The sequence below is a fragment of the Mycobacterium sp. genome, assembly GCF_049280035.1.
GTDB lineage: Bacteria > Actinomycetota > Actinomycetes > Mycobacteriales > Mycobacteriaceae > Mycobacterium.
The window spans coordinates 1-25,705 of sequence record NZ_JBAPPI010000655.1; the positions used below are offsets into that span (position 1 = coordinate 1).

At 65.1% G+C, this 25,705-nt stretch carries 28 protein-coding genes; 16 read left to right on the forward strand and 12 right to left on the reverse strand.

All coding sequences use genetic code 11. The features are described 5' to 3' along the window. Window positions 1-472: SDR family NAD(P)-dependent oxidoreductase (locus WAN71_RS21025; RefSeq protein WP_422227181.1), on the reverse strand; the 472-nt coding region annotated here is incomplete at its 3' end. A gap of 97 nt (window positions 473-569) precedes the next feature. On the opposite strand from WAN71_RS21025, the gene WAN71_RS21030 reads away from it, so the two are divergent. Further along, window positions 570-1,142: a TetR/AcrR family transcriptional regulator gene (locus WAN71_RS21030; RefSeq protein WP_422227182.1), complete on the forward strand. Its 573-nt coding sequence runs from the start codon at window positions 570-572 to the stop codon at window positions 1,140-1,142. An 18-nt stretch (window positions 1,143-1,160) separates the two neighbouring features. Here the strand turns inward: WAN71_RS21030 and WAN71_RS21035 are convergent, their stop codons facing one another. Genes WAN71_RS21035 through WAN71_RS21045 form a run of 3 tightly spaced genes read right to left on the reverse strand, consistent with a single transcriptional unit; the run spans window position 1,161 to window position 3,746 of the window. Beyond that, window positions 1,161-1,700 (reverse strand): TetR/AcrR family transcriptional regulator, encoded by a 540-nt coding sequence (locus tag WAN71_RS21035; RefSeq protein ID WP_422227183.1) that lies wholly within the window; start codon window positions 1,698-1,700, stop codon window positions 1,161-1,163. Continuing rightward, window positions 1,684-2,130 carry an SRPBCC family protein gene (locus tag WAN71_RS21040; RefSeq protein WP_422227184.1) on the reverse strand — a complete coding sequence of 149 codons (447 nt, stop codon included), beginning with the start codon at window positions 2,128-2,130 and terminating at the stop codon, window positions 1,684-1,686. Before WAN71_RS21040 ends, WAN71_RS21035 begins: the two co-directional genes overlap by 17 nt. A 41-nt stretch (window positions 2,131-2,171) precedes the next feature. After that, window positions 2,172-3,746 (reverse strand): phytoene desaturase family protein, encoded by a 1,575-nt coding sequence (locus tag WAN71_RS21045; protein WP_422227185.1) that lies wholly within the window; start codon window positions 3,744-3,746, stop codon window positions 2,172-2,174. Between the two features lie 91 nt (window positions 3,747-3,837). Here WAN71_RS21045 and WAN71_RS21050 point away from each other — a divergent pair, with 91 nt between their 5' ends. The 3 genes from WAN71_RS21050 to WAN71_RS21060 all read left to right on the forward strand — a co-directional run bounded on the left by WAN71_RS21050 (window position 3,838) and on the right by WAN71_RS21060 (window position 6,094). Next, window positions 3,838-4,446, forward strand: coding sequence for a TetR/AcrR family transcriptional regulator (locus WAN71_RS21050; protein ID WP_422227186.1), 609 nt, complete (start codon window positions 3,838-3,840; stop codon window positions 4,444-4,446). 113 nt (window positions 4,447-4,559) lie between these two features. Beyond that, window positions 4,560-5,534, forward strand: a complete 975-nt coding sequence (gene nrdF, locus WAN71_RS21055) for a class 1b ribonucleoside-diphosphate reductase subunit beta (protein ID WP_422227187.1) — start codon at window positions 4,560-4,562, stop codon at window positions 5,532-5,534. A gap of 14 nt (window positions 5,535-5,548) precedes the next feature. Further along, window positions 5,549-6,094, forward strand: coding sequence for a hypothetical protein (locus WAN71_RS21060; protein ID WP_422227188.1), 546 nt, complete (start codon window positions 5,549-5,551; stop codon window positions 6,092-6,094). Between the two features lie 6 nt (window positions 6,095-6,100). On the opposite strand, the gene WAN71_RS21065 is transcribed toward WAN71_RS21060, so the two are convergent. Continuing rightward, entirely contained in the window at window positions 6,101-6,292 is a 192-nt protein-coding gene (locus WAN71_RS21065; protein WP_422227189.1) for a hypothetical protein, read from the reverse strand. Between the two features lie 193 nt (window positions 6,293-6,485). On the opposite strand from WAN71_RS21065, the gene WAN71_RS21070 reads away from it, so the two are divergent. Continuing rightward, a complete protein-coding gene (locus WAN71_RS21070; protein ID WP_422227204.1) occupies window positions 6,486-6,812 on the forward strand; it encodes a DUF3349 domain-containing protein in 327 nt (108 codons plus the stop codon). On the opposite strand, the gene WAN71_RS21075 is transcribed toward WAN71_RS21070, so the two are convergent. Both WAN71_RS21075 and WAN71_RS21080 read right to left on the reverse strand, forming a co-directional pair. Then, window positions 6,801-7,841: an NAD(P)-dependent alcohol dehydrogenase gene (locus WAN71_RS21075; RefSeq protein ID WP_422227190.1), complete on the reverse strand. Its 1,041-nt coding sequence runs from the start codon at window positions 7,839-7,841 to the stop codon at window positions 6,801-6,803. The two genes, WAN71_RS21070 and WAN71_RS21075, sit on opposite strands and share 12 nt — an antisense overlap. A 118-nt stretch (window positions 7,842-7,959) precedes the next feature. Further along, window positions 7,960-9,039: an iron-siderophore ABC transporter substrate-binding protein gene (locus WAN71_RS21080; RefSeq protein ID WP_422227205.1), complete on the reverse strand. Its 1,080-nt coding sequence runs from the start codon at window positions 9,037-9,039 to the stop codon at window positions 7,960-7,962. A gap of 150 nt (window positions 9,040-9,189) precedes the next feature. Between WAN71_RS21080 and ctaD the strand changes: the two genes are divergently transcribed. From ctaD to WAN71_RS21125, 9 genes are all read left to right on the forward strand, one after another. Then, the gene (ctaD, locus tag WAN71_RS21085; RefSeq protein ID WP_422227191.1) at window positions 9,190-10,935 is read left to right on the forward strand and encodes a cytochrome c oxidase subunit I; all 1,746 of its coding nucleotides are present in this window, start codon (window positions 9,190-9,192) and stop codon (window positions 10,933-10,935) included. Between the two features lie 40 nt (window positions 10,936-10,975). Next, window positions 10,976-12,196: a phosphoserine phosphatase SerB gene (gene serB, locus WAN71_RS21090; protein ID WP_422227206.1), complete on the forward strand. Its 1,221-nt coding sequence runs from the start codon at window positions 10,976-10,978 to the stop codon at window positions 12,194-12,196. Window positions 12,197-12,323: 127 nt separating this feature from the next. Beyond that, a complete protein-coding gene (locus WAN71_RS21095) occupies window positions 12,324-13,196 on the forward strand; it encodes an ABC transporter ATP-binding protein (protein ID WP_422227192.1) in 873 nt (290 codons plus the stop codon). Then, window positions 13,196-14,017 (forward strand): NUDIX hydrolase, encoded by an 822-nt coding sequence (locus tag WAN71_RS21100; RefSeq protein WP_422227193.1) that lies wholly within the window; start codon window positions 13,196-13,198, stop codon window positions 14,015-14,017. Before WAN71_RS21095 ends, WAN71_RS21100 begins: the two co-directional genes overlap by 1 nt. Then, window positions 14,005-14,778 (forward strand): enoyl-CoA hydratase, encoded by a 774-nt coding sequence (locus tag WAN71_RS21105; protein ID WP_422227194.1) that lies wholly within the window; start codon window positions 14,005-14,007, stop codon window positions 14,776-14,778. Before WAN71_RS21100 ends, WAN71_RS21105 begins: the two co-directional genes overlap by 13 nt. Further along, window positions 14,750-15,733, forward strand: coding sequence for a class I SAM-dependent methyltransferase (locus WAN71_RS21110; protein WP_422227195.1), 984 nt, complete (start codon window positions 14,750-14,752; stop codon window positions 15,731-15,733). The genes WAN71_RS21105 and WAN71_RS21110 overlap by 29 nt, the downstream gene beginning before the upstream one ends. Further along, entirely contained in the window at window positions 15,691-16,890 is a 1,200-nt protein-coding gene (locus WAN71_RS21115) for a THUMP-like domain-containing protein (RefSeq protein ID WP_422227207.1), read from the forward strand. Before WAN71_RS21110 ends, WAN71_RS21115 begins: the two co-directional genes overlap by 43 nt. 255 nt (window positions 16,891-17,145) lie before the next feature. Continuing rightward, window positions 17,146-18,219 carry a hypothetical protein gene (locus WAN71_RS21120; RefSeq protein WP_422227196.1) on the forward strand — a complete coding sequence of 358 codons (1,074 nt, stop codon included), beginning with the start codon at window positions 17,146-17,148 and terminating at the stop codon, window positions 18,217-18,219. A 183-nt stretch (window positions 18,220-18,402) separates the two neighbouring features. Continuing rightward, window positions 18,403-19,116, forward strand: a complete 714-nt coding sequence (locus tag WAN71_RS21125) for an esterase (RefSeq protein ID WP_422227197.1) — start codon at window positions 18,403-18,405, stop codon at window positions 19,114-19,116. Here the strand turns inward: WAN71_RS21125 and WAN71_RS21130 are convergent. Both WAN71_RS21130 and WAN71_RS21135 read right to left on the reverse strand, forming a co-directional pair. Further along, window positions 19,113-19,235 carry a hypothetical protein gene (locus WAN71_RS21130; protein ID WP_422227198.1) on the reverse strand — a complete coding sequence of 41 codons (123 nt, stop codon included), beginning with the start codon at window positions 19,233-19,235 and terminating at the stop codon, window positions 19,113-19,115. The genes WAN71_RS21125 and WAN71_RS21130 overlap by 4 nt on opposite strands. A gap of 37 nt (window positions 19,236-19,272) precedes the next feature. Then, entirely contained in the window at window positions 19,273-20,568 is a 1,296-nt protein-coding gene (locus WAN71_RS21135; RefSeq protein ID WP_422227208.1) for a PQQ-binding-like beta-propeller repeat protein, read from the reverse strand. A 182-nt stretch (window positions 20,569-20,750) separates the two neighbouring features. Between WAN71_RS21135 and WAN71_RS21140 the strand changes: the two genes are divergently transcribed. Next, window positions 20,751-21,488, forward strand: coding sequence for an acyltransferase (locus WAN71_RS21140; protein WP_422227199.1), 738 nt, complete (start codon window positions 20,751-20,753; stop codon window positions 21,486-21,488). A gap of 31 nt (window positions 21,489-21,519) precedes the next feature. Here WAN71_RS21140 and WAN71_RS21145 read toward each other — a convergent pair whose 3' ends face one another. Next, window positions 21,520-22,080, reverse strand: coding sequence for a MarR family winged helix-turn-helix transcriptional regulator (locus WAN71_RS21145; RefSeq protein WP_422227200.1), 561 nt, complete (start codon window positions 22,078-22,080; stop codon window positions 21,520-21,522). Window positions 22,081-22,496: 416 nt separating this feature from the next. On the opposite strand from WAN71_RS21145, the gene WAN71_RS21150 reads away from it, so the two are divergent. After that, window positions 22,497-23,120, forward strand: a complete 624-nt coding sequence (locus WAN71_RS21150; RefSeq protein ID WP_422227201.1) for a TIGR03085 family metal-binding protein — start codon at window positions 22,497-22,499, stop codon at window positions 23,118-23,120. A 19-nt stretch (window positions 23,121-23,139) separates the two neighbouring features. Here the strand turns inward: WAN71_RS21150 and WAN71_RS21155 are convergent, their stop codons facing one another. After that, entirely contained in the window at window positions 23,140-24,384 is a 1,245-nt protein-coding gene (locus WAN71_RS21155; RefSeq protein WP_422227202.1) for a glycosyltransferase family 4 protein, read from the reverse strand. Further along, on the reverse strand, window positions 24,381-25,705 hold a 1,325-nt coding region (locus tag WAN71_RS21160), incomplete at its 5' end, for a 1,4-alpha-glucan branching protein domain-containing protein (protein ID WP_422227203.1). The genes WAN71_RS21155 and WAN71_RS21160, both read right to left, overlap by 4 nt.

Here is a 25,705-nt window from a genome sequence, read left to right on the forward strand (position 1 = left end):
CGTAAGTCGGCAGGGCGAACTTGCCGCCGACGGAACTGATGTTCACCACAGTGCCCGAGCTACTCAGGAGGGCCGGAAACAGCGCCTGAGTGATCGCGATGTGACCGAACAGATTGACCTCGAACTGCCGGCGCCACTCGGCCAGCGGCAGCGTTTCGACTGGCGCATTGATCGCGATCCCGGCGTTGTTGACCAGCGCGCGAAGGGGACGGTGCAGCGGATCGCGGGCGACCCGGTCGGCGATCCTGGCGATGTCCGATTCAACGGAGATGTCGAGGATGCGCGGTTCGAGGCTTCCGCTGCCCTCAATGCTCAAGCTACGCAGCGCTTCGGCGTCGGCCTCGCGGCGTACTCCGGCGAGCACGTGAAAACCCTTGCCGGCCAGTTCTCGAGCCGTTGCTGCGCCTATACCTGTCGAAGCGCCGGTCACGACGATCAGCTCATGACGGTCGGTGCGATTCGAGGAATTCATGGCGGTCTCCATCCGGCGGCATTTGAGTTGACGCTGTCATCTCAAACTAACAGTTAAGTTGACGTTGTCAACCCAACTACCGTTTTATGCTCTGCGGGTGACGACACGATCGGAGAGTGCTGCGGCCACCCGCCGTTCGCTGCTCGAGGCGGCGGGTGTCTTACTCGACCTCGGTGGAGTCGAGGCTGTGACGCTGCGCGAGGTGGGAGCTCGCAGTGGCGTGTCGCGCTCGGCGGCGTATCGCCACTTCGCCGACAAAGAGGCTTTGCTCACCGTCCTGGCCACCAATGCCTTGAGCGAACTGGGTGATGCGCTCGAGGTGTTGGCCAACAGCGACTACTCGCCCGAGGAGTCCTTGCGATCCGGTCTGCTTTCGCTGATCGCCATCGGCCGTACCCGGCCGCACCTGTACCGGCTGATGTTCACTACGCCGGCGGGTGACCCGACCGACGCGATCCGGGTGGCCGAACGCGCGCAGGACTTGTTTCTCGACATCGTGGGTCGCATCACCGGTCCGCGCCGCGCGAGACGCTACGGAGCGCTGCTTTTGACCAGCGCCCACGGCATCACGGGGTTGGACTTGAGCGGCCACCTGGATTTGAACAAGTGGCACACCAACGCCGAGGAACTCGTCGACACGATCATCTCGCTTTTGCCGAAGGCGAGGTAGCCCCGGCGCGGCACTGGGTCAGCGCCTGAGCAGATTCACGAACGCATTCGCGGCCGCGTCTACGCCGGCCTCGTCTTCGGTCGCGACAAGGTCCAGCAGTAGGCCACGCGTGACGGCCAGCCCGAGCCTTGCCATCGCAGCATCGTATGGAACATCGGCGGCAGTCTCGACCTCTCGCAGCCAGCCGTCGACGGCGCCGGGAACCATACGCGTGAACGGCTTTTCGCCCTGGGCCGCCCGCGAGTAGCACTCGAAGAATAGTCGTTCGAGCTGCCGTAATTCGGGGCGACGAAGATCGGCCCACATGGCGGCAAAACTCTCGGCCGGATTTGTGGGCAATTCAGGCAGCAGCCCCATCTGGCGGCGCTCTACCTGTTCGACGATAGCCACGAGCAGGTCCTCTCGAGACCCGAAGTGGTGCAGCAGCATTCGATGGCTGGTGCCGACCGCGGCGGCGACGTCGCGCAATGAGCGGTCGCCGACGCCACCCGCCGCGAACTCCTCGACGAGCGCATCGAGTAGCTGCCGGCGCCGCTCCAGGTTAGGAGTGCGAACCATCGGCGCGGCTGAGCTGCTCAGACCGGGCCTTGAGCCCTTGGCCCTCGAGTTCGAGGAAGCGCTTGGTCTTCTTGACCATCAGCCGTCCGACCAAGGCGCCGAGTGCGCCGCGTTGGTCGAGTTGCTGGCGCACCAGGGTGCGGCCGCCGGGTTGGGCGCTGACGTAGTGACGGGCGGTCACCAGCACGCCGGGAGAGCGCTGCACCCATGTCCAGGACGAGCCCGGTTCGATCTCGGTGACCCGCCACATCAGCTTCTGCATCCCGGGCTGCTTGATTGCGAACCGTTTGCCTACGGCGAGGTCGGGTCCGTCCCGGCCGACCAAGGAAGTCACCGAGGCGGTCCAGTCGGGCCAGCGTTCGACATCGCTGAAGACCTCCCACACCAAGTGCGGCGGCGCGTCTATCTCAACACTGTCTTCGGTAAACATGTACCAAATGGTACATGTTTAGTCGCGTTCTGAATAGTCGCCTATCCGACGCGCGCGTTGAGCTGCTTGAGGGCCGCTTCGGCACCGTTCCATCCCGGGATGCCGGTCACTCCCGGACCCGGGTGCGTGCATTGGCCACACAGGTAGAGCCCCTCGACCGGGGTGGCGAACTTGTCGCCGCCCTCGACGACGCGGCCCGTCCACAGCTGGTTGGGCTGCAGCAGGCCATGCGAGTAGTCACCGGCGTGTGCGCTGAAGGTGCTACCGAAGTAGCGGTTGGAGAACACCACGCGGTTGGTGACCGAATCGGCGAACCCGGGGGCGAACTTGTCGAAGATCTGCACGCAGGTGTCGGCGTATTGCTCTTTCCAGCTTCGGTTTTCGTCCGCGTCCAGTCCGGTGGGGAAGTAGGGGGTGAAAATCGTTGCGCTGTGCTTACCTTCGGGCGCCAATGACGAATCGACCATGCTGGGTATGTACAGATAAGTGGGCGGGGCGTCGGGAAGCTGACCCTTCCGGTATTGCTCCCACGCGTCGCTGATGTATTCCGGCGACGGCGCGTAGGCCACGGTGGGACACCATTGCCCTTGGTCGCACATGTATGGCTGCAGCCGCTCGATCCATTGCGGAGCTTGGTCGATGGTCAGATGGGCCTGGATGTATCCCAGGTTGAAGTTGATTTCCTTGATCTTGCGGATGTAGTCCGGCGAAAAGTTCTGCGCGCCGGCCAGATTCACGAATGTGGTGTACGGGTCAAGCGACGAGAGCACGGCATCGGCCGAAATCGTTGTGCCGTCTCGCAGTTGGACTCCGGTGGCGCGTCCGTCGGTGACGAGGATCTGCTTGACGTGCGCCTTCATCTGTACTTCGGCGCCCATTGACTCGGCACGGCGACACAGCGCGGTGCTCAGCGAGCCGATGCCGCCGCGCGGCATGATGTATTCGACGTTGCCGCCGCCAATCAGGTAGTGGTACAGCGTCGACGCATTCGAGCCGGGGGTCCAGGGGCCGCCGTCGAAGGCGTCGATGGACATCGCCGCCAGTGAGCCTTGGATGCAGCGGCCCTGGTCGGGCGCCAAGAAGCGGCGGACCGTGTCCATCGTGCTGCCGTACCACATCTGGGCGAAGTCGTGGCGGTCCTCACGCGTCGGCTGTGCGGCGATCACCTCGATGATGTCCAGCGGCGGGCCGAACGCCGAATCGACGAAATACGGTGCGAATCGGCCGATGTGCGCGAACAGCCCGCCCAACGCCGTCGCGACCTCGGGTCCGTGATCCTCGATCAGGTGGCGTCCCATCCGCTCGAGGTCGTTGTACATCACAAAGGGCGCGTCCTCGGGGTCGCCGAACGTGCACGTCGACGTCCACTGATCCATCAGCTCGAAGCCCCACTTGGTCAGCTCCAGGCGATCGGTCATCTCCTGGCGCCAGATCAGCACCGCCCACGCGCCAACGCTGTGCTTGTATCCGTCGAAGAGCTCACGGGTCGCGGCCATTCCGCCGAGGAAGTGCGCCCGTTCCAGGACAAGCACTTTCGCGCCACCCTTGGCCAGCACATTCGCGGCGACCAGACCGTTGTGGCCTGCCCCGATGATGATCGCGTCGTAGTCGGCCATGCTGATCGTCCTCCTGGACCCGGCTTCGCTTGACCGCACAATGTCATACCTGACATATTTGCGTCAATAGTGACATTTACCGGAGAAAAACATGCTCGCCCTGAGCCGTAGCGCACGCACGCGTCAGGCGCTGCAACAGGCCGCGATGCGCCGCTTTGTCGCCGACGGCGTGCATCAAACCAGCGTCGCCGACATCGCCGCTGACGTCGGGGTCACCGAGCGAACCTTTTATCGGCACTTCGCGTCGAAGCACGCGGTGATTTTCGCCGACTACGACATCGGTTTCGAGTGGTTCGCCCGCGCCCTCGCGCTGCGCCCGCACGGCGAACCGATCACCGCATCGGTGCGAAAAGCCGTGGACGCGTTCCCGTTTGACTTCCAGATGGTCCGCGAAGCGGCCACCATCCGGTCACGCGACCTCGACCAGCAGATCATCACCAGCCACATTCGCCGGCTTGGCGATCAACTCGCCGACGAGATTCAGCGCTTCATCCATCAACGGTCCACACCGACTGCCGACGGAGCCATGATCGCCGACATCGCGGCACACAGCTTGGCCACCGCGGTGTTCGCTGCCCTGGAAGCGTGGATGCAAACCAGCGAACATGACATCGATGAACTGAGTCGCCTCACCGACGTCGCGTTGAGCGCTCTTGAACAGGGCCTTACCCACACGCTTCGGCACGCCGGATTGGACTGACTAGCGGCGACACGCGAACACAACGTGTTGTGTTACCTCGTCTTGTCGCACCCCAGGGGTAGTGTTTGAAGCCTGAGCATGCTCGACTATCCGTCCTGGTGAGGTGGGTTCTGGTGACCGAAAAACTGAAACTGATCGACCGGGTTTCGGCGATCAACTGGAACCGTCTGCAAGACGAAAAGGACGCCGAGGTCTGGGAGCGTCTGACCGGCAACTTCTGGTTGCCCGAGAAGGTGCCGGTGTCCAACGACATCCCGTCGTGGGGCACGCTGACCGCCAACGAGAAGCAACTGACGATGCGGGTGTTTACCGGTTTGACGTTGCTGGACACCATTCAGGGCACGGTCGGGGCGGTCAGCCTGATTCCTGACGCGCTGACGCCGCACGAAGAGGCGGTCTACACCAACATCGCCTTCATGGAGTCGGTGCACGCCAAGAGCTACAGCTCGATCTTCTCCACGCTGTGCTCCACCGCCGAGATCGACGACGCCTTCCGCTGGTCCGAGGAGAACCCCAACCTGCAGCGCAAGGCTGAAATCGTGATGGAGTACTACCGCGGCGATGAGCCGCTCAAGCGCAAAGTGGCCTCCACGCTGTTGGAAAGCTTCCTGTTCTACTCCGGCTTCTACTTGCCGATGTACTGGTCGAGCCGGGCCAAGCTGACCAACACCGCCGACATGATCCGGCTGATCATCCGCGACGAAGCCGTCCACGGGTACTACATCGGATACAAATTCCAACGCGGGTTGGCGCTCGAGGACGCTGCCAAGCAGGCCGAGCTGAAGGACTACACCTACGAGCTGCTTTTCGAGCTCTACGACAACGAGGTGGAGTACACCCAGGACCTCTACGACGAAGTTGGTCTGACCGAGGACGTCAAGAAGTTCCTGCGGTACAACGCAAACAAGGCACTGATGAATCTCGGTTACGAGGCGTTGTTCCCGCGCGATGAGACCGACGTAAACCCGGCCATCCTGTCCGCCTTATCACCCAATGCCGATGAAAACCACGACTTCTTCTCCGGATCGGGATCGTCGTACGTGATCGGCAAAGCCGTCGTCACCGAAGACGGGGACTGGAACTTCTAACCCGCGGATTGGTGATGGGCCTTCGGCTGTTGCTGCAACCCCCGTGGTTGCGATTTCTGGTGTGGGCGCTGAGCTTTGCCGTGCTGTGGGGCCTGTTTACTAGCCTGCAGTCGAGCTATGAATTCGAAAGCGCCGTCCTCTCAGCCATCGTCTTTGGTGCCGCCCTTGGCGGGTACTTCACGTTTGCGACACAAGGTGTGCATCGGGCAGCTCTAGAGGCGATATCCGGACTGGACCAAGCGGGACGTTCCCAGTCAATCGATGCCGTCCTGCACGGCGGCGCGCCTCACGATCCCGACGTCCGGGCAGCCGCGACGCGTCTTGGCAGGGCGCTGCTACGCAACAAGTCTGCCGAGCAGCTTCGACGTGCCGAACAGTGGACGTGGGTCACGTACGTGGTCGTCTTTGTGGCATTCGCAGCGGCGGCGACGAGCTTTCCCAGCGACAGGCGGTACTTCCTGGTGCTTGCGGTGCTTTGGGCGATTGCCATTCCCATCTCGATGCACCGCAGCCGACGCATTCAACGCAATGTCGCGCTGCTCGCCGGGAGCGCCAACTAGCCGGCGCTAACCGCGTCGCTGTTTCTCGCTGCGCATGAACTCCCGGTGCGCCGGACACCACCGACGCCAGCAGCTCGGGCCGACCTGACCCTCGTACTGGTCCGCCTTGTGCACCTTGGTCATTCGTACTTCGATGAACTGCGGGTGGCCTTTCTTGCAGAACGTGCCGGTGGGCTGCCGCCATCCGATAGGTTCCATGCGGGGGCATGGTATTCGGGTCAGACGCCGACCGGAATGGACCTGTCTTCCCGCGGACGACCAGGACTGTCCAGATGAACGGTGCATGAATTGTGTGAATGGAGCGCCGCCTTTGTAGCGCCGTTGACCCACCTTTCGTGACACTGATCAGGTGGCGATAACACCATCTTCGACGGCGGCTTTTTTCCGTTCCGTGATCCAGTGGCTGCAAGTCGGCTACCCGGAAGGCGTTCCTGGACCCGACCGCGTGCCGTTGCTTGCGCTGCTGCACAGCACGCCGCTGAGCGAGGAGGAGATCACCGAAGTGGTCGACGCCATCGACGAGGAGGTCGAGGGCCCGGTTGACCGCGACGTGATCGCGGACTTCATCTCGGACATGACGCAATACGACGCCGGCCCGGAAAACATCGCGCGGGTGGCAGCCAGGCTTGCCGCGGCCGGTTGGCCGCTTGCGGGTATCGCTGACGGGGCTCACGGCGATGCGTCTAACGGGGAAGCTGCGGCCGCCTCACAAGCCTGAGGTGTCGATCACGAAGCGGTAGCGCACGTCGCTGGCCAGCACGCGCTCGTAGGCCTCGTTGACGTAGTCGGGTTGGATGACCTCGATTTCCGGCGTCACGTCGTGCTCGGCGCAGAAGTCCAGCATCTCCTGGGTTTCGGCGATGCTGCCGATGTTCGACCCGGACAGGCTGCGCCGGGCCAGCGCCAGCGGGAACGCCGGCACCTCCATCGGGTGCTCGGGGATCCCCAGCTCGACGAGCGTGCCGTCAACGTCAAGCAGGTTCAGGTAGTCGCCGAGGTTGAGGTTGGCCGACACGGTGTTGAGGATCAGGTCGAAGCTGCCGCGAAGCTTCTTGAAGGTGTCCGGGTCGGCGGTGGCGTAGTAGTGGCTGGCGCCCAGGCGTAGGCCGTCCTCCATCTTCTTCAGCGACTGCGACAGCACCGTCACCTCGGCGCCCATCGCCGCGCCCAGCTTGACGCCCATGTGACCCAGGCCGCCCAGGCCGATGATGGCCAGCCGCGTGCCCGGCCCTGCTTTCCAATGCCGGAGCGGCGAGAAGAGCGTGATGCCGGCGCACAGCAGCGGGGCGGCTTTGTCCAGCGGCAGCGAGTCGGGGATGCGCACCACGAAGTTGTCGTCGACGACGACTGCCTGGCTGTAGCCGCCTTGGGTTGACGTGCCGTCTTTGTCGATGGAGTTGTAGGTGAAGGTCGCGCCCGGCTTGCAGTACTGCTCGAGCCCGGCCTTACAGCTGCTGCACTTACCGCAGGAGTTCACCATGCAGCCAACGCCGACGTGGTCGCCCACTTTGTATTTGGTGACCTCAGAGCCGACGGCGCTCACCACGCCGGCGATCTCGTGACCGGGGACCACCGGGTAATTGGGTTGACCCCATTCGGCTTTGACGGTGTGGATGTCGGAGTGGCAGATTCCGGCGAACTTGATGTCGATGGCCACGTCGTGCGGGCCAGGGTCGCGGCGGGTGATCGTGGTCTTGGTCAGCGGTTCGGTCGCCGAGTTAGCGGCATATGCGGAAACGGTGCTCATGGGCGGTCCTCTTGAGTGCGCTTATTGCAATATCGAATTGTATTGGACGCGCCCAAGAATAGCATAGACAGACTATGTATTTCTTCTCGATGCGGTCAACGTCACAGATCCCCAGCCGTTAATTGATCGGCGCGTTGAGCCACCGCAGGTCGTCGACGACACCGCGGGCCGCAACCACACCCTCGCCGGTCTGCCATATTTCGTTGTTCACCACAAACACCCGGTTCTCGCGGGTGGCCGACAGCTTGCGCCACGGGTTGCTGTCGAAGATGGTGGCGGCGCGGTCTTTGGCAGCCGGCGACGCGAACGACACGTACACCAGGTCGGCGTCGGCCGCCGACAAGTCCGGGTGGCCCGCCAAGTCGGCGTCGGTGCTGCCTATCTCGATGTAAGGCTTGTCGGTAAACCGTTGTGCTGCAGGGCGATCCACGCCGACCGCGGTCAGCACGCTGGCCGGGAAGTTTTCGGCGCCGTATACCCGGATGGTGTTCTCAGTGAACTGCACGATCGACGCCTGGTAGTGGGCGGCGTCATGCGCGGCGCCGTCGTCATGGGCCTTCTTCGTGAACTCGTCGATTACGCCGCCCGCCGCGTCGGCCCGCCCGGTGGCCGCGCCCACGCCACGCACATTGTCCTGCCAGGCCGCGCCCGGTGCCGCGGTGAATACCGTCGGCGCGATCGCGGTCAGCGCCGAATACAACTTCGGCGTCAGCGCTTGCGAGCCAAGGATCAGATCCGGCTTGGCCGCCCCGATAGCCGCCAGGTCGGGACTGCTGCGGGTGCCGACGCCAGGCAGGCGATGCACCACTGTTCCCAGGTACGACGGCTGGTCCGAGGAGCCGTCCGGCAGCGCGGCGGCCACTATCCGCGACTGCAGGCCCAGTGCGCACAGGGCGTCGAGTTGGTCGCCGGAGAGCACGACGATGCGCTGCGGGTCGGAGTGCACCTGGACCACATCGGGCGCTACGCCCGCCGCATTGTGGGCCGTGCGAGTGGGCGGGCCGGGATCCGGCTCAGCCGGTTGCGGCGCACACGACTCGTCGGGCCGCCGCTGATTGCCAAGAACTCCGGCGCCCGCGATTTGGGTGGTGCTGGTGATCACCGAAGTCGGCGGCGAGCCGCCGGGTGCTCCTGACGTGCAACCGCTGCATAGCGTGACCGAAATAGCTATCGCGGCGGCGGCCGTCGTGGGTCGCATCCGCCTGAACAGCACGGGTCCGACGCTAACATTTGGCCGCCGGACACCCAGTACGACAGTTTGTAGGACCAGTCGCTCGCTGGGCACTGTCGAAGGCTAGACTCGGGAGCCACTGATCCCAGTTGCTTTGCCCGACGTTTGGAGGAGCTGTTGACCACCGAAGCGCCCCCGCTGGGAGAACTCGAGGCGAGTCGTCCATACCCGCCCCGAACAGGACCTAAAGGCAACCTGGTCTACCGGCTGATCACCACCACCGACCACAAGATGATCGGGATCATGTACGTGGTCACGTGCTTCATCATGTTCTTCATCGGCGGCTTGCTGGCGCTGCTGATGCGAACCGAATTGGCCGCGCCGGGTCTGCAGTTCCTCTCCAACGAGCAGTTCAACCAGCTGTTCACCATGCACGGCACGATCATGCTGCTGTTCTATGCGACTCCGATCGTGTTCGGGTTCGCCAATCTGGTGCTGCCGCTGCAGATCGGCGCGCCCGACGTGGCGTTCCCGCGGCTGAACGCCTTCTCGTTCTGGCTGTTCTTGTTTGGCGCCATGATCGGCATGGCCGGCTTCATCTGCCCGGGTGGGGCGGCCGACTTCGGTTGGACCGCCTATACGCCGTTGACGGACGCCATCCACTCGCCCGGGCCCGGCGGCGATCTCTGGATCATGGGTCTGATCGTCGCCGGTCTGGGCACCATCCTCGGCGGGGTCAACATGATCACCACGGTGGTCTGCATGCGTGCGCCGGGCATGACGATGTTCCGGATGCCGATCTTCACCTGGAACATCCTGGTGACGTCCATCCTGGTGCTGTTGGCGTTCCCGCTGCTGACTGCGGCGTTGTTCGGACTCGCCGCCGACCGGCACCTAGGCGCCCATGTGTACGACTCGGCCAACGGCGGAGTCCTGTTGTGGCAGCACCTGTTCTGGTTCTTCGGTCACCCCGAGGTCTACATCGTGGCGCTGCCGTTCTTCGGCATCGTGACCGAGATCTTCCCGGTGTTCTCCCGTAAACCGATCTTCGGCTACACCACGCTGGTCTACGCGACGCTGTCGATCGCGGCATTGTCGGTAGCGGTGTGGGCGCACCACATGTTCGCCACCGGGGCGGTGCTGCTGCCCTTCTTCTCGTTCATGACTTATCTGATCGCGGTGCCGACCGGGATCAAGTTCTTCAACTGGATCGGCACCATGTGGAAGGGGCAGTTGACCTTTGAGACGCCGATGCTGTTCGCGGTCGGCTTTCTGATCACCTTCCTGTTGGGTGGTCTGACCGGGGTGCTGCTGGCCAGCCCGCCGATCGACTTCCATGTCACCGACAGCTATTTCGTGGTCGCGCACTTCCACTACGTGTTGTTTGGGACCATCGTGTTCGCCACCTTCGCCGGAACGTATTTCTGGTTCCCGAAGATGACCGGCCGGCTGCTTGACGAGCGGCTGGGCAAGCTGCATTTCTGGTTGACGTTCATCGGTTTTCACACCACGTTCTTGATTCAGCACTGGCTGGGCGACCTCGGGATGCCGCGCCGCTACGCCGACTACCTGCCCACTGACGGATTCCAGATGTACAACGTCGTCTCCACGGTCGGTGCGTTCATCCTTGGCGCATCGATGATTCCGTTCGTCTGGAACGTCTTCAAGAGCTGGCGCTACGGCGAAGTGGTCACTGTCGACGACCCTTGGGGGTACGGCAACTCGCTGGAGTGGGCCACCAGTTGCCCACCGCCGCGGCACAACTTCACCGAGCTGCCCCGGATTCGTTCCGAGCGTCCGGCCTTCGAGTTGCATTACCCGCACATGGTCGAGCGGTTGCGCGCCGAGGCGCACGTGGGGCGTTCTCACGGCCCCGGCGACAGCGACGTCACCAGAGCCGACGACGTGAGCGTTCGCACCTGATGGACCGTCGCCGCGGCAATCTGGGGTGACTAGACCCCGCATGGTGTCGGCGTTGATCACCGTCACCGGTGTCGATAAGCCAGGCGTGACGTCGGCGCTCTTCGAGGTTCTCTCGGGGCACCATGTCGAGCTGCTCAACGTCGAGCAAGTCGTGATCCGCGGCCGGCTGACGTTGGGTGTGCTGGTGTCGGCTCCGCTGGAAGTCGCTGAGGGGGAGGCGCTGCGGGCGGAAGTCGAAGCGGCCATCCACGCGGTCGGCCTGGACGTCAGCATTGAGCGCAGCGACGATCTGCCGATCATCCGGGAACCGTCGACGCACACCATCATGGTGCTGGGCCGGCCGATCACCGCCGAAGCGTTCGGCGCGGTGGCCCGGGAAGTGGCCACCTTGGGCGTCAACATCGACCTCATCCGCGGCGTCTCCGACTATCCGGTCACCGGCCTGGAGCTGCGAGTCTCGGTGCCGCCGGGAGTCGGTGGCCAGCTACAGGCCGCGTTGACCCGGGTAGCCGCCGACGCGAGTGTTGACATCGCGGTGGAGGATTACAGCCTGTCCCGGCGGGCCAAACGATTGATCGTGTTCGACGTCGACTCGACCCTGATCCAGGGCGAAGTCATCGAGATGCTGGCCGCCCGAGTCGGCACCCAAGACGCCGTCGCCGCCATCACCGAGGCCGCGATGCGCGGTGAACTGGATTTCGCGGAGTCGCTGCAGCAGCGGGTCGCTACCCTGGCCGGACTGCCCGCCGAAGTGCTCGACGAGGTCGGCGATCAGTTGGAGCTGACCCCTGGCGCGCGGACCACGCTGCGCACACTGCGGCGGCTGGGGTATTCCGTGGGCGTAGTCTCTGGCGGCTTCCGGCAGGTCATCGACCCGCTGGCGCATGAGCTGATGCTGGACTTCGTCGCCGCCAACCAGTTGGAGATCGTCGACGGCAAAATCACCGGGCGTGTCCTCGGTCCGATCATCGACCGGGCGGGTAAAGCCAAGGCGCTGCGGGACTTTGCGCATCAGGCCGGCGTGCCGATGGAGCAGACGGTCGCGGTCGGTGACGGCGCCAACGACATCGACATGCTGGCCGCTGCGGGCCTGGGTATCGCATTCAACGCCAAACCCGCGCTGCGGGAAGTCGCCGATGCGTCGCTGAGCCATCCGTACCTGGACACCGTGCTGTTTTTGCTCGGCGTCACGCGCGGTGAGATCGAGGCCGCCGACGCGGTCGACGGTGTGGTGCGACGCGTCGAGATCCCACCCGAGTAGCGATCGCAAGCGCGGCGAAGCCGGGCGCAGCGGGTCGCTACGGATCGGAACCGACCGCGTGACCCGACAGCCGCCGCAGCGTCGCGGTACGGCACGATGGTCGGGTGCGCGAAACCGGAAGCCGGAGGTGAAACCAGAGGATTCGAGAGAATCCGAGGGTGGAACCGACCAGACTAACGAGGCAGCCGACCCCGATCTGCTGATCGACTTCAAAGACGTTTCGCTGCGCCGAGATGGGCATCTGCTGGTTGGGCCGGTGAGTTGGTCGGTCGAACTCGACGAACGCTGGGTGATCATCGGGTCCAACGGTGCCGGCAAGACGTCGTTGTTGCGCATCGCCGCAGCCGCCGAGCATCCATCGTCGGGTGTCGCCTATGTGCTCGGAGAGCGCCTCGGCCGGGTCGACATGGCCGAGCTGCGCTCCCGGGTGGGGTTGAGCTCCTCAGCGTTGGCGCAGCGGATTCCCGGCCATGAGGTGGTGCGCGATCTGGTTGTCTCGGCCGGCTACGCGGTGCTGGGTCGGTGGCGGGAACGCTACGAGGACGTCGACTACCACCGGGCGATCGACATGCTGGAAAGCCTGGGCGCCGAGCACCTGGCCGACCGCACCTACGAAACGCTGTCGGAGGGCGAACGCAAGCGGGTGCTGATCGCGCGTGCATTGATGACCGACCCCGAGCTGCTGCTGCTCGACGAACCCGCCGCCGGCCTGGACCTCGGCGGCCGCGAGGAGCTGGTAGCGCGGCTGACCGACTTGGCCGCCGACCCGGACGCTCCGGCGCTGGTCCTGGTCACCCACCACGTCGAGGAGATTCCAATCGGTTTCAGCCATTGCATGCTGATGTCGCAGGGACAGGTCGTCGCAGCGGGTTTGCTGACCGATGTGCTGACCAGCGAGAATTTATCGGCGGCGTTCGGCCAGGCGATCACGGTCGACTCGATCGACGGGCGTTACTTCGCCCGCCGCACTCGCACCCGCGCGGCCCACCGGAGGCGCTGATGAATTCACCGCAAGATCAGCCCCCGCTGACGCCTCGGCCCGCCGCGACCGTGATGCTGATCCGTGACGGCGCAAAGGGCGTCTCTGTTTTCCTGATGCGCCGGCACTCGGCGATGGAGTTCGCCGCCGGGGTGATGGTGTTTCCCGGCGGCGGCGTCGACGACCGCGACCGCAACGCCCAGATCGCTTGGGCTGGACCGCCGCCGTCGTGGTGGGCGCAGCGGTTCGGCATCGAGACCGAGCTGGCCGAAGCGCTGGTGTGCGCTGCGGCCCGCGAGACTTTCGAGGAATGCGGCGTGCTATTCGCCGGCCCGGCCGACGACCCGACCGGCATCGTCGGCGATGCATCGGTGTACCGCGAATCCCGGCTGGCGCTGGCAGACCGGACGTTGTCGTTTGCCGACTTCCTGCGTCGGGAGAATCTCGTGTTGCGGGCTGACCTGCTGCGGCCGTGGGCGAACTGGGTGACACCCGAGGCCGAACGCACCCGCCGCTACGACACCTATTTCTTCGTCGGAGCGTTGCCGGAGGGGCAGCGCGCTGACGGGGAGAACACCGAATCCGATCGTGCGGGTTGGACCACGCCGCAGGCCGCCATCGACGACTTCGCGGGCGGCCGCTGCTTCCTGTTGCCGCCGACCTGGACCCAGCTGGATTCGCTGGACGGACGCACGGTCGCCGATGTGTTGGCCGTAGAGCGTCAGATCGTCACCGTGCAACCGAACGTGGAAATCGATGGCGACAACTGGATATTCGAGTTCTTTGACTCCGACCGCTACCACCAGGCGCGGAAAGCCGGCGGACACCGATGGCGGCTATGAGCGAGTTCGTCAGCATCCACGTGGACGCAGAGCGCCCGGGCGTCGGCACCCTGGTGCTCTCGCGGCCGCCCACCAACGCGATGACCCGGCAGGTCTACCGGGAGATCGGTCAGGCCGCCGCCGAGGTCGCCCAGCGCGACGACATCGCCGCGGTGATCATCTTCGGCGGCCACGAGATCTTCTCCGCCGGCGACGACACGCCGCAACTGCGCACCCTGGCCGTCTCGGAAGCCGAGACCTGGGCACGAGTGCGTCACGACGCCGTCGACGCCGTCGCGGCGATCCCCAAGCCGACCGTCGCCGCAATCACCGGGTACGCGCTGGGCGCCGGCGTAGGCCTGGCGCTGGCCGCCGATTGGCGGGTCAGTGGCGACAACGTGCGGTTCGGTGCGACGGAGATTTTGGCCGGTTTGGTGCCTGATGGCGTCGGCTTGGCGCGACTGATCCGCACGGTCGGGGTCAGCAGGGCCAAGGAACTCGTGTACAGCGGGCGTTTCGTCGACGCTGAGGAGGCGCTGGCCCTGGGTTTGATCGACGAGATGGTGGCCCCTGACGACGTGTACGACGCCGCCGTGGCCTGGGCCGGCCGCTTCGTCGAGGGACCCCAGTACGCGCTGGCCGCGGCCAAGGCGGGTATCGACGAGGTGTTCGAGCTGGCTCCGGCCGAGCGGGTGGCCGCCGAACGCCACCGCTTTGTGGACGTATTCGCCCACGCCATTAAGCTGGCCCTTCGTGACGAGGAGTTCGAAGGCCGCCGGTGACCAGGCGCCGCAACCGCATGCCACCGCCGAGCAGGTTGAGGCCGCCCGCCACGACAGCAAGCTGGCCCAGGTGCTCTACCACGACTGGGAGGCGGAGAACTACGACGAAAAGTGGTCGATCTCCTATGACCAGCGCTGTATCGACTACGCGCGGGACTGCTTCGACGGCGCCGTCCCCGACGACGAGATCTACCGGCTGCCATACGACCGTGCCCTCGAATTAGGTTGCGGCACCGGCTTTTTCTTGCTCAACCTGATTCAGTCCGGCGTCGCGAGGCGCGGTTCGGTCACCGACCTGTCTCCGGGAATGGTGAAAGTCGCGACCCGCAACGGGCAGTCGCTGGGCCTGGACATCGACGGCCGGATCGCCGACGCCGAAGGCATCCCGTATGACGAGAACACGTTTGACCTGGTGGTTGGACATGCCGTCCTGCACCATATTCCCGACGTGGAGCAGTCGCTGCGTGAGGTGCTGCGGGTACTCCGGCCGGGTGGCCGCTTCGTATTCGCCGGCGAGCCGACCACCGTCGGCAACGGCTACGCCCGCACGCTGGCGGACCTGACGTGGAACGTCACCATCCGGGCTGTGAAGTTGCCCGGACTGGGAAGCTGGCGCCGTCCGCAGGCCGAGCTCGACGAGAACTCACGGGCCGCCGCTCTGGAGTGGGTGGTCGACTTGCACACGTTTGACCCGCGTGACCTGGAGAGGATGGCCACCGACGCCGGCGCCGTTCAGGTCGAGACCTCCACCGTCGAATTCACTGCCGCGATGTTGGGCTGGCCGCTCCGGACATTCGAAGCGACGGTACCGCCGGATCGGCTGGGCTGGGCCTGGGCGAGGTTCGCCTTCACCGGCTGGAAGATGCTGAGCTGGGTGGATGCCAACGTGTGGCGTCGGATGGTGCCCAAAGGCTGGTTCTACAACGTGATGATCACCGGGATCAAGCCGTCCTGAACTTCGGGCTCGATGACGTTGCTTACCTGACATCGGAGGCGGGCCGCGCGGCGCTGAGCGTGGTGGACGGGCTGCCGTTGACCGACCGTGTCGCCGAAATCGCTTCTCTGCGAAAGCAATTCGGTGACAGGACGCCCGCGCTGGTCGAAACGGTGCTGCTGCGTCGGCGCGCGGCCGACAAGCTGCCGGGTACCGGCGAGTGGCTGTTCACCGACGAGGCGCTGCAGCAAGCCAGCGCTGCACCCGTCGCATCGCATCGGGCGCAACGGTTGGCCGGCCGCGTCGTGCACGATGTGACCTGCTCGATCGGTACCGAACTCGCGGCACTGGGCGACTCAGCGGCACGAGTGCTCGGCAGCGACATCGACCCCGTGCGGCTGGCGATGGCTCAGCACAACCTGGGTGGCGCCATCGACCTGTGCCGCGCCGATGCATTGCACCCGGTGACTCGCGACGCGGTGATACTGGCCGACCCGGCGCGGCGCGATGCCGGACGGCGGCGCTTCAACCCACGTGACTACCAACCCGCTTTGGACCGGCTATTCGAGGTCTATCGCGGCCGGGAGCTAGCCGTAAAGTGTGCTCCCGGAATCGATTTCGACGCTGTGTCCCGCGTTGGATTCGATGGCGAGATCGAGATCACCTCCTATCAAGGGTCGGTGCGGGAGGCATGCCTGTGGTCGACGGGATTGGCCGAGCGAGGTGTGCACCGTCGAGCCAGCATCCTGGACCGCGGCGAACAGATCAGTGACGCCGAGCCGGACGTCTGCCCGGTGCGGCCCGCCGGCCGGTGGATCGTCGATCCCGACGGCTCGGTGGTGCGGGCCGGTCTGGTGCGCCACTACGCCGCGCGGCACGGGCTGTGGCAGCTCGACCCGCACATTGCCTACCTGTCCGGGGACCACTTGCCCACGGGCATGCGTGGGTTCGAGGTTGTCCAGCAGCTGCCGTTTGATGAGCGTCGGTTACGTCAAGCGCTTGCGGCGTTGGACTGCGGCGCGTTGGAGATTTTGGTACGCGGTGTGGATGTCGACCCCGCGGCGCTGCGACGGCGGTTGGCATTGCGCGGCAGCGACTCGTTGACGGTGGTGATTACCCGACTCGGCTCGGGTGCAGCCGCGCGCGGGACGGTGTTCGTGTGTCGGCCGTCGCGGTGACGGAGCCGTTCAGCGCTGCGATCAACTGTCATGTTGGCGATAATTTCGAAAGCTTAGTGCGCGGAACCGCTTTCGCCGCAGGCAGCCGACCACTTTGCCAGCTAGCAGACCAAGAAAACTGAGACGGCCGTCGGGTTTTTTTCAGATTTTCTATACATCTCTCTTAGCTGTCGTTAAGCTAAGAAGGTTCAGCGCACGCCTCGCTGAATGAAACATCCCGCGCCCGGTGAGGGCGCGGCGGGGAAGGGAAAACCCATGATGAACGCTCGTGGTATCGCTCGTGTAGGCATGTTGGCGGTGGGGTTGGGCGTTGGGGCGGCCATCGCCTCGACGCCAGGGACCGCCTCAGCCGACACATCCACCGACTGGTTGTCGTCGCTCGATAGTCTGCTGGGTGGGGCTCTCCCCGGCGCCGACACGGCGGCATCAGCTCTGGATATTCAGATCTCGATCAACGGTATGGACCTGCTCCCCACAGCAGGCAACGCGGCGACCGCCAACTCTGGCCTGGGGGACTTCGCGATCGCCATCGGTAACGGCGCCACCGCCAACGCCACCGGCGGCGCCGGCAACTATGCCCTCGCCGACGGCACCGACGCTTTGGCCAACGCGGGCGGGGGGTCCAGTAGCTCGACCTTCGACACCGCCATCGACATCGGCAACAACACCCCGACCACCGAGGGCTTCCCCGACGGCGCCTTCGCCGGCGCCGCCAGCCTTATCGATAACCCCAACGGCGGGACCGGCAGCTTCGACACCGCCATCGACATCGGCAACAACGGTCCCGACCCCACTGCGCCGATCATCGACGGCAACTCCGGCGCGTTCGCCGGCGCCGGCGGCCTGGTCGGATTGAGTGGGAACGGCAACAACGACACCGCTATCGACTTCGGCAACAACAATGGCTTCGGTCTTGGCCCCGCCGCCGTCGACGGCAACTCCGACAGCGCCAGCCAGTCCGGCAACTTCACCGGCGATAACCTGGGTTCGTTTGCGGGCATCGGCAACAACGACATCGCCTCCGAGGTCGGCAATGGGAGCAACGCGGTGGCCGGCGGCAGCTTCGCAGACACCAGCCTTACCGGCAACAACGACATCGCCTACGTGTTCGACCCCACAGGCACCATGGGCAGCAACGCGTTCTCCGGCGCCGATACTGCGTCCGGCAATTCGGACCTCGCCGCCGTCTTGGGTGTTGACAACATGACCGCCACCGCTCAAAACGCCAATTTCCTGTACGACATCATCACGCTCTTCGGTACCGTGCCCGGCTCCGCGGCGGTCGATACCAGCAGCAACTTCCTCACCGACCTGCTGTCCTTGTTCTAAGCCACTGTCCTCCTAGCGGGTCAGCGGGCACTGTCGCGCAGCCTCGCGCGACGGTGGCTGCTGACCCGCCGAGGTATTTGACCGCGTCGGCGGCGGAGGTTTCCCGTCCGTCGCGATAGGGGCCCGGGTAGTCTGTCGAGACGGCATTTCAGCCGCTCCCAGTCTGCGAGGACAAGTCGACCGATGCGCAACTTGATCGCGGCCGCGCTGACCGCGGCCGGGGCCCTGCTGGGCTGGGCCGGCGGCCCGGTCGCCGCGGCAGACTCGGCTTGCACCAGCATGGGCGGCGATGTCGAGGGTGAGCAGACGTGCCACGTGCATGCCACCAACTCGACCTACAGCCTGGACATGAAGTTCCCACTCGACTATCCCGACGAGCAGGCGCTGACCGACTACGTCAGCCAGAACCGGGACGGATTCGTCAACGTCGTGCAGACGTCGTCGCAGACGTCGGGATCCCGCGATGTGCCGTACCAGATGGAGGTGACCTCCGAGCAGTACCACTCCGGGCAACCCCCCGGCGGCACCCGAAGCGTGGTGGTCAAGGTTTTCGAGGATCTCGGCGGCCCGCGGCCGTCTACCTCCTACAAGGGTTTCAACTACGACGTCGGCGCGCAGAAGCCGATCACCTTCGACACGCTTTTCGCGCCCAACAGCAAACCGCTTGACTCCATCTTTCCGATCGTCCAGCGAGAGGTGGGACGCCAAACCGGGTTCGGCGGTGCGATCCTGCCCGGTTCCGGCCTCGATTCCTCGCACTACCAGAACTTCGCCATCACCGACGACGAGCTGATCTTCTACTTCGCACCGGGAGAGCTACTGCCGGCGTCGATCGCCGGTGCCACCCAGGTTCACGTGCCGCGCAACGCCGTCCCGCCGCTGACGGTCAAGGGCTAGACGGGGCCCGCCTGCAATTCCGTCGCCGCGGCGCCAAAGGCCACTGCTAACTGGGCGATACCACTACTGCGGCTGGTGTTCTGCGCCGACGGGTACTGCATGGCCGGATCATTCGACACCCAGACCATCCTTGCCGAGGTGATGCCTTCGGGCCAGTCAGTTCGGCGCGAAGCTATACACCTGGCCATCGCTGGTGGCGGTGACTACCCGGCGGTCGTGGCCGACCGACACGCCGACCGGGTAGCCGGTCGCCTCAGGCAACGGGAAGTTCCCGAGGGTCCGGCCGCTGCCCGGATCGAAGGCCAACAGCGACATACCCCGTGCTCCCTCGCCGGGGCCGCCGGTCACCACGACGTAGCCGACGCCCTGGCCGGCCAGACTCGACGTCGACAGCGGGCTGACGTCGTTGCGGCGCCAGAGCTGCTGGGCGTGGTCGCCAGCGTCCTTGAAGGCGACCAGCCGGGTATCCGGGCCGCCCCCCGACGCGATTAACCCGCTCGGCGTCACCGAGGGCGGGGTCTGCGCAAGGAACTTCAGCGGCACAGACCATTTCGGCTTGCCGTCGGCGGCGTGCAGCGCCCACAATCGCTCGTCGCGGCCATTGACGTAAATCGTCGACCCGTCGCTGGACAGCACCGGGCTGGCTATCACCCCGCCGCTCACCGCATCGCTGGTCCATTCACGCGTGAGCAGCGGGCTTTCGCCTGGGTGGTACTTCAACGCGGTCAGCACCGGCGCGGGGGCACCCGGCTGCCACAGACCCACCACCACCATCCCGCTGGCTGCCGCGAACGCCGGCGCCGCGGCGACCGGGCAGCCGACCCGGGCCGGTCCGCAATCGGAGAGCCCACGGGTGAAGTCGGCCGGATCGACGTTGTCCACCAGGTCCATCGCATTGCCGATGACGGTGCCGCGGTGTGCGTCGAAAACCTGCACCTGCCCCAGGTGCGTGACAACGAGCAGTTGACTATCCCCGAGAATCCTTGGCGTAGAAGGCATTCCGATTACCGGTCGGCGCCAACGGATCCACTGGGTGACGGGAAACGACAGTATCGCCCCGGGCTGGCCGACATAGAGGTTGTCGAAGCCGTCGAGCAACGGGCCGGAGATGCCGCCGCCCTGGAATAGTCGGGTGCACCAGCGCTGCCTGCCGTTGTCGTTGTTCTCCCACTCCATCAGCGAGCAGCCGCCCGGTGTTTGCGCGTTGAGTGCCATCCAATTTCGGGAGCTGAGCGCCGGTGCCACCGCCAGCGAGCCCTTGACCGAGCGTGTCCAGCGCAGGGTCAGGTTGGTAGCCCCGGACGTCGCGGTGTAGCTGCTGTTGGACGCATCGCCGTATTGCGCGGGCCAGCCCTGGGCGGGCACGGTGTCGACCCACGAGTCGGTATTGCTACAGCCGGCCAGGGTGGCCGTCAGAACGACCGTCGATACCGTGCATGACCAACGCCGCAGCGCACGTCGGGGGACTGGCCAGAACACGGTGTGGCTTCCAAATCCTTCCCGGAACGTGGGGCATGAGCTGCGGTCGAGTACAGCCGAGGGTAACCCGTGGCACTTCGCGCAGCCCTGATTGCCCCGCTTCTGCGCCCGCCCCGTTCCGGCGTGCATCGGTCGCGGCGCTAGGCTTTCCGGCCATGACGACAATGTGGGGGGCACCTCTGCATCGCCGCTGGCGGGGATCGATGCTGCGTGACCCACGCCAGGCCAAGTTCCTGACGCTGGCATCGCTGAAATGGGTGCTGGCCAACCGCGCCTACACCCCGTGGTATTTGGTCCGCTACTGGCGGTTGCTGAAGTTCAAGTTGGCCAACCCGCACATCATTACCCGCGGCATGGTTTTCCTGGGCAAAGGTGTCGAGATCCATTCGACCCCGGAACTGGCGCAGCTGGAGATCGGACGATGGGTGCACATCGGCGACAAGAACACCATCCGCGCACACGAGGGCTCGCTGCGGTTCGGCGACAAGGTGGTACTGGGCCGCGACAACGTCATCAATTGCTACCTCGACATTGAGCTCGGCGATTCGGTGCTGATTGCCGACTGGTGCTACGTCTGCGATTTCGACCACCGAATGGACGACATCAATCTGCCAATCAAGGACCAGGGCATTGTCAAGGGCCCAGTCCGGATCGGGCCGGACACGTGGGTCGGAGTCAAGGCGACGGTGCTGCGCGGGACCACCATCGGGCGGGGCTGCGTGCTGGGATCGCACGCCGTGGTCAAGGGCAATGTGCCCGACTATTCGATCGCGGTCGGCGCGCCGGCCAAGGTGGTCAAAAACCGGCAGCTCGCCTGGGAGACGTCGGCTGCGCAGCGCGCCGAACTGGCGGCGGCACTAGCCGATATCGAACGCAAAAAAGCGACCCGCTAAGGCTTTTCAGTTGATCCCTTGGTAGTGCAAATCAGGCGGACTCAGTATCTTTTGTGAAATCGCTGGTTGCGGTGGCGCGCGCAGTTGCCGACTTGGGTTGCTGCGCAACCAGTTCGCTCTCGAACGTCGACATCGCGGCGATCATCGCAACGAATACTCGATGAGCCGCGATAAGGTCCGTGTCGGCCAGCTCGGCAAGCGCGCAACTGAGATGGACACTCAGCGGGGTAAAGAACGTCTGTGCCAATTCCATTCCGCTGTTTTCGTAGCGGAGGAGTGCTTTTCGTCGATCCGCTGGATCCGCTTCACGCCGGACATGACCGGCGTCGATCATCCGATCGACCAGGTAGGTGATCGCGGCCGGTGAGACGTTCATGCGCTGCCGTAGTTGAGCCATGGTCAATGGTGTTCCGGCAGTTTCGGCAATCATGACATGCAGCAAGGCGTGGAAGTCGTTGCTGCTCACGTTGTTCTGGCGTGCGAAATAGCGACCTATCCGATCAGACTGCGCTGTGACTGCCCGCATATCTGCGGACATCAGCTCCTCCAGGTCTGCTCGGTTTGGTGAACTCTTTGTGCCCCGCTTAGTCACCTAACCGCATCCTTCTTGGCGATTGCTCGAACAGCGTATCGGACACCCGGTGGGTCAGCGGCAATACGCCGGTAACTTCGGAACGTGTGCGATGGCGGCGTCTAAGCGCCGCAAATCGCGATTAGCATATCGAACCGATCTTGACAGCGAGGTCTTTTGCATATCTGGTGAGATGATCAAATTGACGCAACTGAGCCAAATCGCCCCTTGCTGGGACGCTGGCACGTCAGGTCAGCGGATGATCGCCCGCAATAACCCGCTCGGCGATTAATGCAACCGGCAATCGGTCCGGGAAACAGTCGTCGGCGAATCGCTTCCGCGCAGCCCCTTCACCGGCGTAGCGGGCGAAGCCATACCGGGCATGGACCGGCGGACGTTGTTCGGGCGCAGGCAATCTGATGGCTTATCGTGTGGCCATGAACGCCGCCCAGCGGGAACGAAGCGCCCTCGTCGACACCCTGCGCACAGTCGGGCCCGACGCGCCCACCCTCTGCGCGGGCTGGACCACCCGTGACCTGGCAGCCCACCTCGTGGTGCGGGAACGGAGGCTGGACGCGACGCCCGGGATCGCGATTGGATTCCTGGCCGGTTACACCGCCAGGGTCCAGCACCAGATGGCGCGGTTCAACAGCTGGGATGACCTGGTCGAGATGGTCGCCTCCGGGCCGCCGGTGTACTCGCCGTTCAAGCTGCTCGACTCGGTCGCCAACCTCGGCGAGATGTTCATCCATCACGAGGATGTGCGCCGCGCCGTCGACGGGTGGCAGCCCAGAGTGCTCGACGAATCGACCGTCGCCGCGCTGCGGCGTCAGCTCGGATTACTGAGCCGCATGACGCTGGCGAAACAGCCGGCCCAGGTTGTCCTGCAGACAACCGAGGGCCAACGGATTGCCCGCGCAGGACGTGGAGATGTCGTCACTGTGACCGGCGAACCGCCGGAGTTGGTGTTGTTCGTTGCTGGTCGCAATGCCGCGCGCATCGAATTCGACGGTAACCCAGAGGCCGTAGCGGCCGTCCGAGCGGCGCGTCGCGGCCTGTGATCAGCGGCGGGTCTGCCGACTAGCGGTCCGGCAGCGCGTGCTCGACGATGGGCAGCCGCGGCAGTGGCTGGCGTTCGCGGCGTTTGGCCGCCAGATACACCTGCGTGGTCTCGTCAGCGACGGTGTGCCAATCGAAATCCGACGTCAGCCGTTCACGCGCGGCCCGGGCCCGGCGTTGGGCGGCGACCGGATCGTCAAGCACGGCGCGGACCGCTTTGGCTAGCCGCGTTACATCCCGGGGCGGACAAGAGATCCCGGTCTCGCCGTCGATCACCGCCTCACCCAGGCCGCCGATGTTCGACGTCACCAACGGTGCTCCCGCCGCCGCAGCCTCCAGCGCCACCAACCCGAACGGCTCGTAGTGGCTGGGCAGCACCGCGGCGTCGGCGCGATGCAGCGCCGCCAAGAGCTCGTCGTGATCGAGCCGCCCGACGAACCGGGTTGCCTTGAGCACCCGATGTTTACGAGCCTGCTCGACGAGCCAATCCAGCTGGGTTCCGTCGCCGGCGATCGTCAACGTGGTACCGGGATGGGCGCGTCGGATCCGCGGCAGTGCCGCGATCGCGTCGTGCACACCCTTCTCGTATTCCAGCCGGCCCACAAACAGCAGTTCCGGAGGGCCGGTGCGGCGCCGGCGAGCGGCGAACGGCCAGCGCGCCGCATCGATGCCATTACGGATTACGGTGGTCTCGGCCAGCGCGGGCCCGAATAGCTCGGTGATCTCGTCACACATTGACGCCGAACACGTGATCAGCGAGTCGGATTCGCGTACGAACCACGACTCGACGGCGTGCACCTGCCTGCTCAGCGATCCGGAGACCCATCCGGAATGTCGACCGGCCTCGGTGGCGTGAATCGTGGAAACCATTGGCACGTCGTAAAACTCAGCTAACGCGATGGCTGGATGGGCCACCAGCCAGTCATGTGCGTGTACGACATCGGGGCGCCACGGTTGGTCGCTTGATGTGTCCTTCATCGACAGTCCGGCGCGGACCATGGCGTGGCCCATGGCCAGGGTCCAGGCCATCATGTCCTTGCCGAAGGTGAACTCGTGCGGGTCTTGCGCGGCCGCGACGACGCGGACGTCCTCGTTGATTTCATCCGAGGACGGGTGTGTGCTCGGATCGGTGCCAGTCGGGCGGCGGGACAGCACGACGACCTCATGCCCGGCGGCTGCCAGCGCCGTCGACAAGTGGTGGACGTGGCGGCCGAGCCCACCGATCACCACCGGCGGATACTCCCACGACACCATCAGGACTTTCATCGCGGCAGCCTGCGTGCATCCAGCGCGCCGAACAGCCCGTCGGCTCGGTTCCAGCCATCTGCCAGACGTTGCGCGACCTCCCGGCGGCCCGACGCCAGCGCTCCGGCGATCTCGCGGGTGGCATGGGCGTGCAGATGAGCCCGGTAGCGGGCGTAGTCAGCAGCCGAGTCCTTGCTGACCATGAACGGCCAATCACTGGACACAGTAAGCAATGTCTCGCGCAGGATCTGATCGGCGATTTGGTCGCGGGGGATTGGCCCGTCCAGCGACGCGGTCTGGGCCAGCGCCTTGTCGACGGTGCTCAGCGCGGTGTCGACAACCTCGTTATTGAGTTGCACCAGATCAGACACTTTGTCACCGGCCCACACCTGCCAGTCCTTGCCGGAACCCCAAGAGCTGGGCGGCAATTCGACGGAGTTGCCGACAAAACCCTCGGCGACTGCGTCGCTCAGTGTGCCGATGCGCACCCCGGCCTCCGGCAGCGCCCGCAGGACCCGTTCCAGCCATTCCGGGCCCTCGTACCACCAGTGGCCGAACAACTCGGTGTCGAACGCGGCGATCACGTGCGCCGGTCGCCCGATGCGCTCGGATTCGGCAAGCAATCGGCCACGGACCACGTCAACGAAATCAGCAACGTGGCTATCGATAGCGCGGTCGGCGCGGTCGGGGTCGTAGGGCGCCTTGGCGTTCGACGGCACGTTGCGGCCGGTGACCCTGGCCGGCTTCAGGCCGGTGCGGTGGTCGCAGGTGTGGAAATCGCGGTAGGCGGCGTTTCCGGGATAGCCGGATTTTGGCGACCACACCCGATAGCTGACCTGCAGGTCACGTCCGAACGCGACGACTCGAGAGTCGCCGACCGGCCGGCCCAGCGCGGTGTCACCGTGCAGCGACGGCCCGTCGACCATGAAATGGCCGACTCCGGCGGAGGCATAGTCGTGTTCCATCCCAGGGGCGTAAGCGCATTCGGGTGCCCAGATGCCAATCGGCGTGTGCGCCAACCGCTGCCGGGCATCGGCTAGGCCCTCGCGCAGCGCGAACTCGCGCAGCCGCGGCGTCAGCAACGGCTGAAACGGATGCGCCAGCGGACCGCCCAGCAATTCAACGGTGCCGGCGTCGATCAGCCCGCGTAGCAGCGGGCTTCCGCCGTGGCGCCACCAGGTGGAGAAATCATCAAGCGCCTGCTCGGTCTCGGCGAACTCACGAATCCCAAACGACCGCAATGCTTCTGGCGTGCATGACGTCGCCGCATCCGACAAGTCTCCGGGACGGATGCTGGCCGCCTCGGCAGCGCGTAGTTGCCAGTTGGCCAACCAGTGGTACA

Bases quoted from the DNA above. Each gene is read 5' to 3' on its own strand.
- WAN71_RS21035 (WP_422227183.1), bottom strand. From the start codon at position 1,700: ATGGTTCGCACTCCTAACCTGGAGCGGCGCCGGCAGCTACTCGATGCG.
- WAN71_RS21040 (WP_422227184.1), bottom strand. From the start codon at position 2,130: ATGTTTACCGAAGACAGTGTTGAGATAGACGCGCCGCCGCACTTGGTG.
- WAN71_RS21045 (WP_422227185.1), bottom strand. From the start codon at position 3,746: ATGGCCGACTACGACGCGATCATCATCGGGGCAGGCCACAACGGTCTG.
- WAN71_RS21050 (WP_422227186.1), top strand. From the start codon at position 3,838: ATGCTCGCCCTGAGCCGTAGCGCACGCACGCGTCAGGCGCTGCAACAG.
- WAN71_RS21060 (WP_422227188.1), top strand. From the start codon at position 5,549: ATGGGCCTTCGGCTGTTGCTGCAACCCCCGTGGTTGCGATTTCTGGTG.
- WAN71_RS21065 (WP_422227189.1), bottom strand. From the start codon at position 6,292: ATGGAACCTATCGGATGGCGGCAGCCCACCGGCACGTTCTGCAAGAAA.
- WAN71_RS21075 (WP_422227190.1), bottom strand. From the start codon at position 7,841: ATGAGCACCGTTTCCGCATATGCCGCTAACTCGGCGACCGAACCGCTG.
- WAN71_RS21080 (WP_422227205.1), bottom strand. From the start codon at position 9,039: ATGCGACCCACGACGGCCGCCGCCGCGATAGCTATTTCGGTCACGCTA.
- serB (WP_422227206.1), top strand. From the start codon at position 10,976: ATGGTGTCGGCGTTGATCACCGTCACCGGTGTCGATAAGCCAGGCGTG.
- WAN71_RS21100 (WP_422227193.1), top strand. From the start codon at position 13,196: ATGAATTCACCGCAAGATCAGCCCCCGCTGACGCCTCGGCCCGCCGCG.
- WAN71_RS21105 (WP_422227194.1), top strand. From the start codon at position 14,005: ATGGCGGCTATGAGCGAGTTCGTCAGCATCCACGTGGACGCAGAGCGC.
- WAN71_RS21120 (WP_422227196.1), top strand. From the start codon at position 17,146: ATGATGAACGCTCGTGGTATCGCTCGTGTAGGCATGTTGGCGGTGGGG.
- WAN71_RS21125 (WP_422227197.1), top strand. From the start codon at position 18,403: ATGCGCAACTTGATCGCGGCCGCGCTGACCGCGGCCGGGGCCCTGCTG.
- WAN71_RS21140 (WP_422227199.1), top strand. From the start codon at position 20,751: ATGACGACAATGTGGGGGGCACCTCTGCATCGCCGCTGGCGGGGATCG.
- WAN71_RS21150 (WP_422227201.1), top strand. From the start codon at position 22,497: ATGAACGCCGCCCAGCGGGAACGAAGCGCCCTCGTCGACACCCTGCGC.
- WAN71_RS21155 (WP_422227202.1), bottom strand. From the start codon at position 24,384: ATGAAAGTCCTGATGGTGTCGTGGGAGTATCCGCCGGTGGTGATCGGT.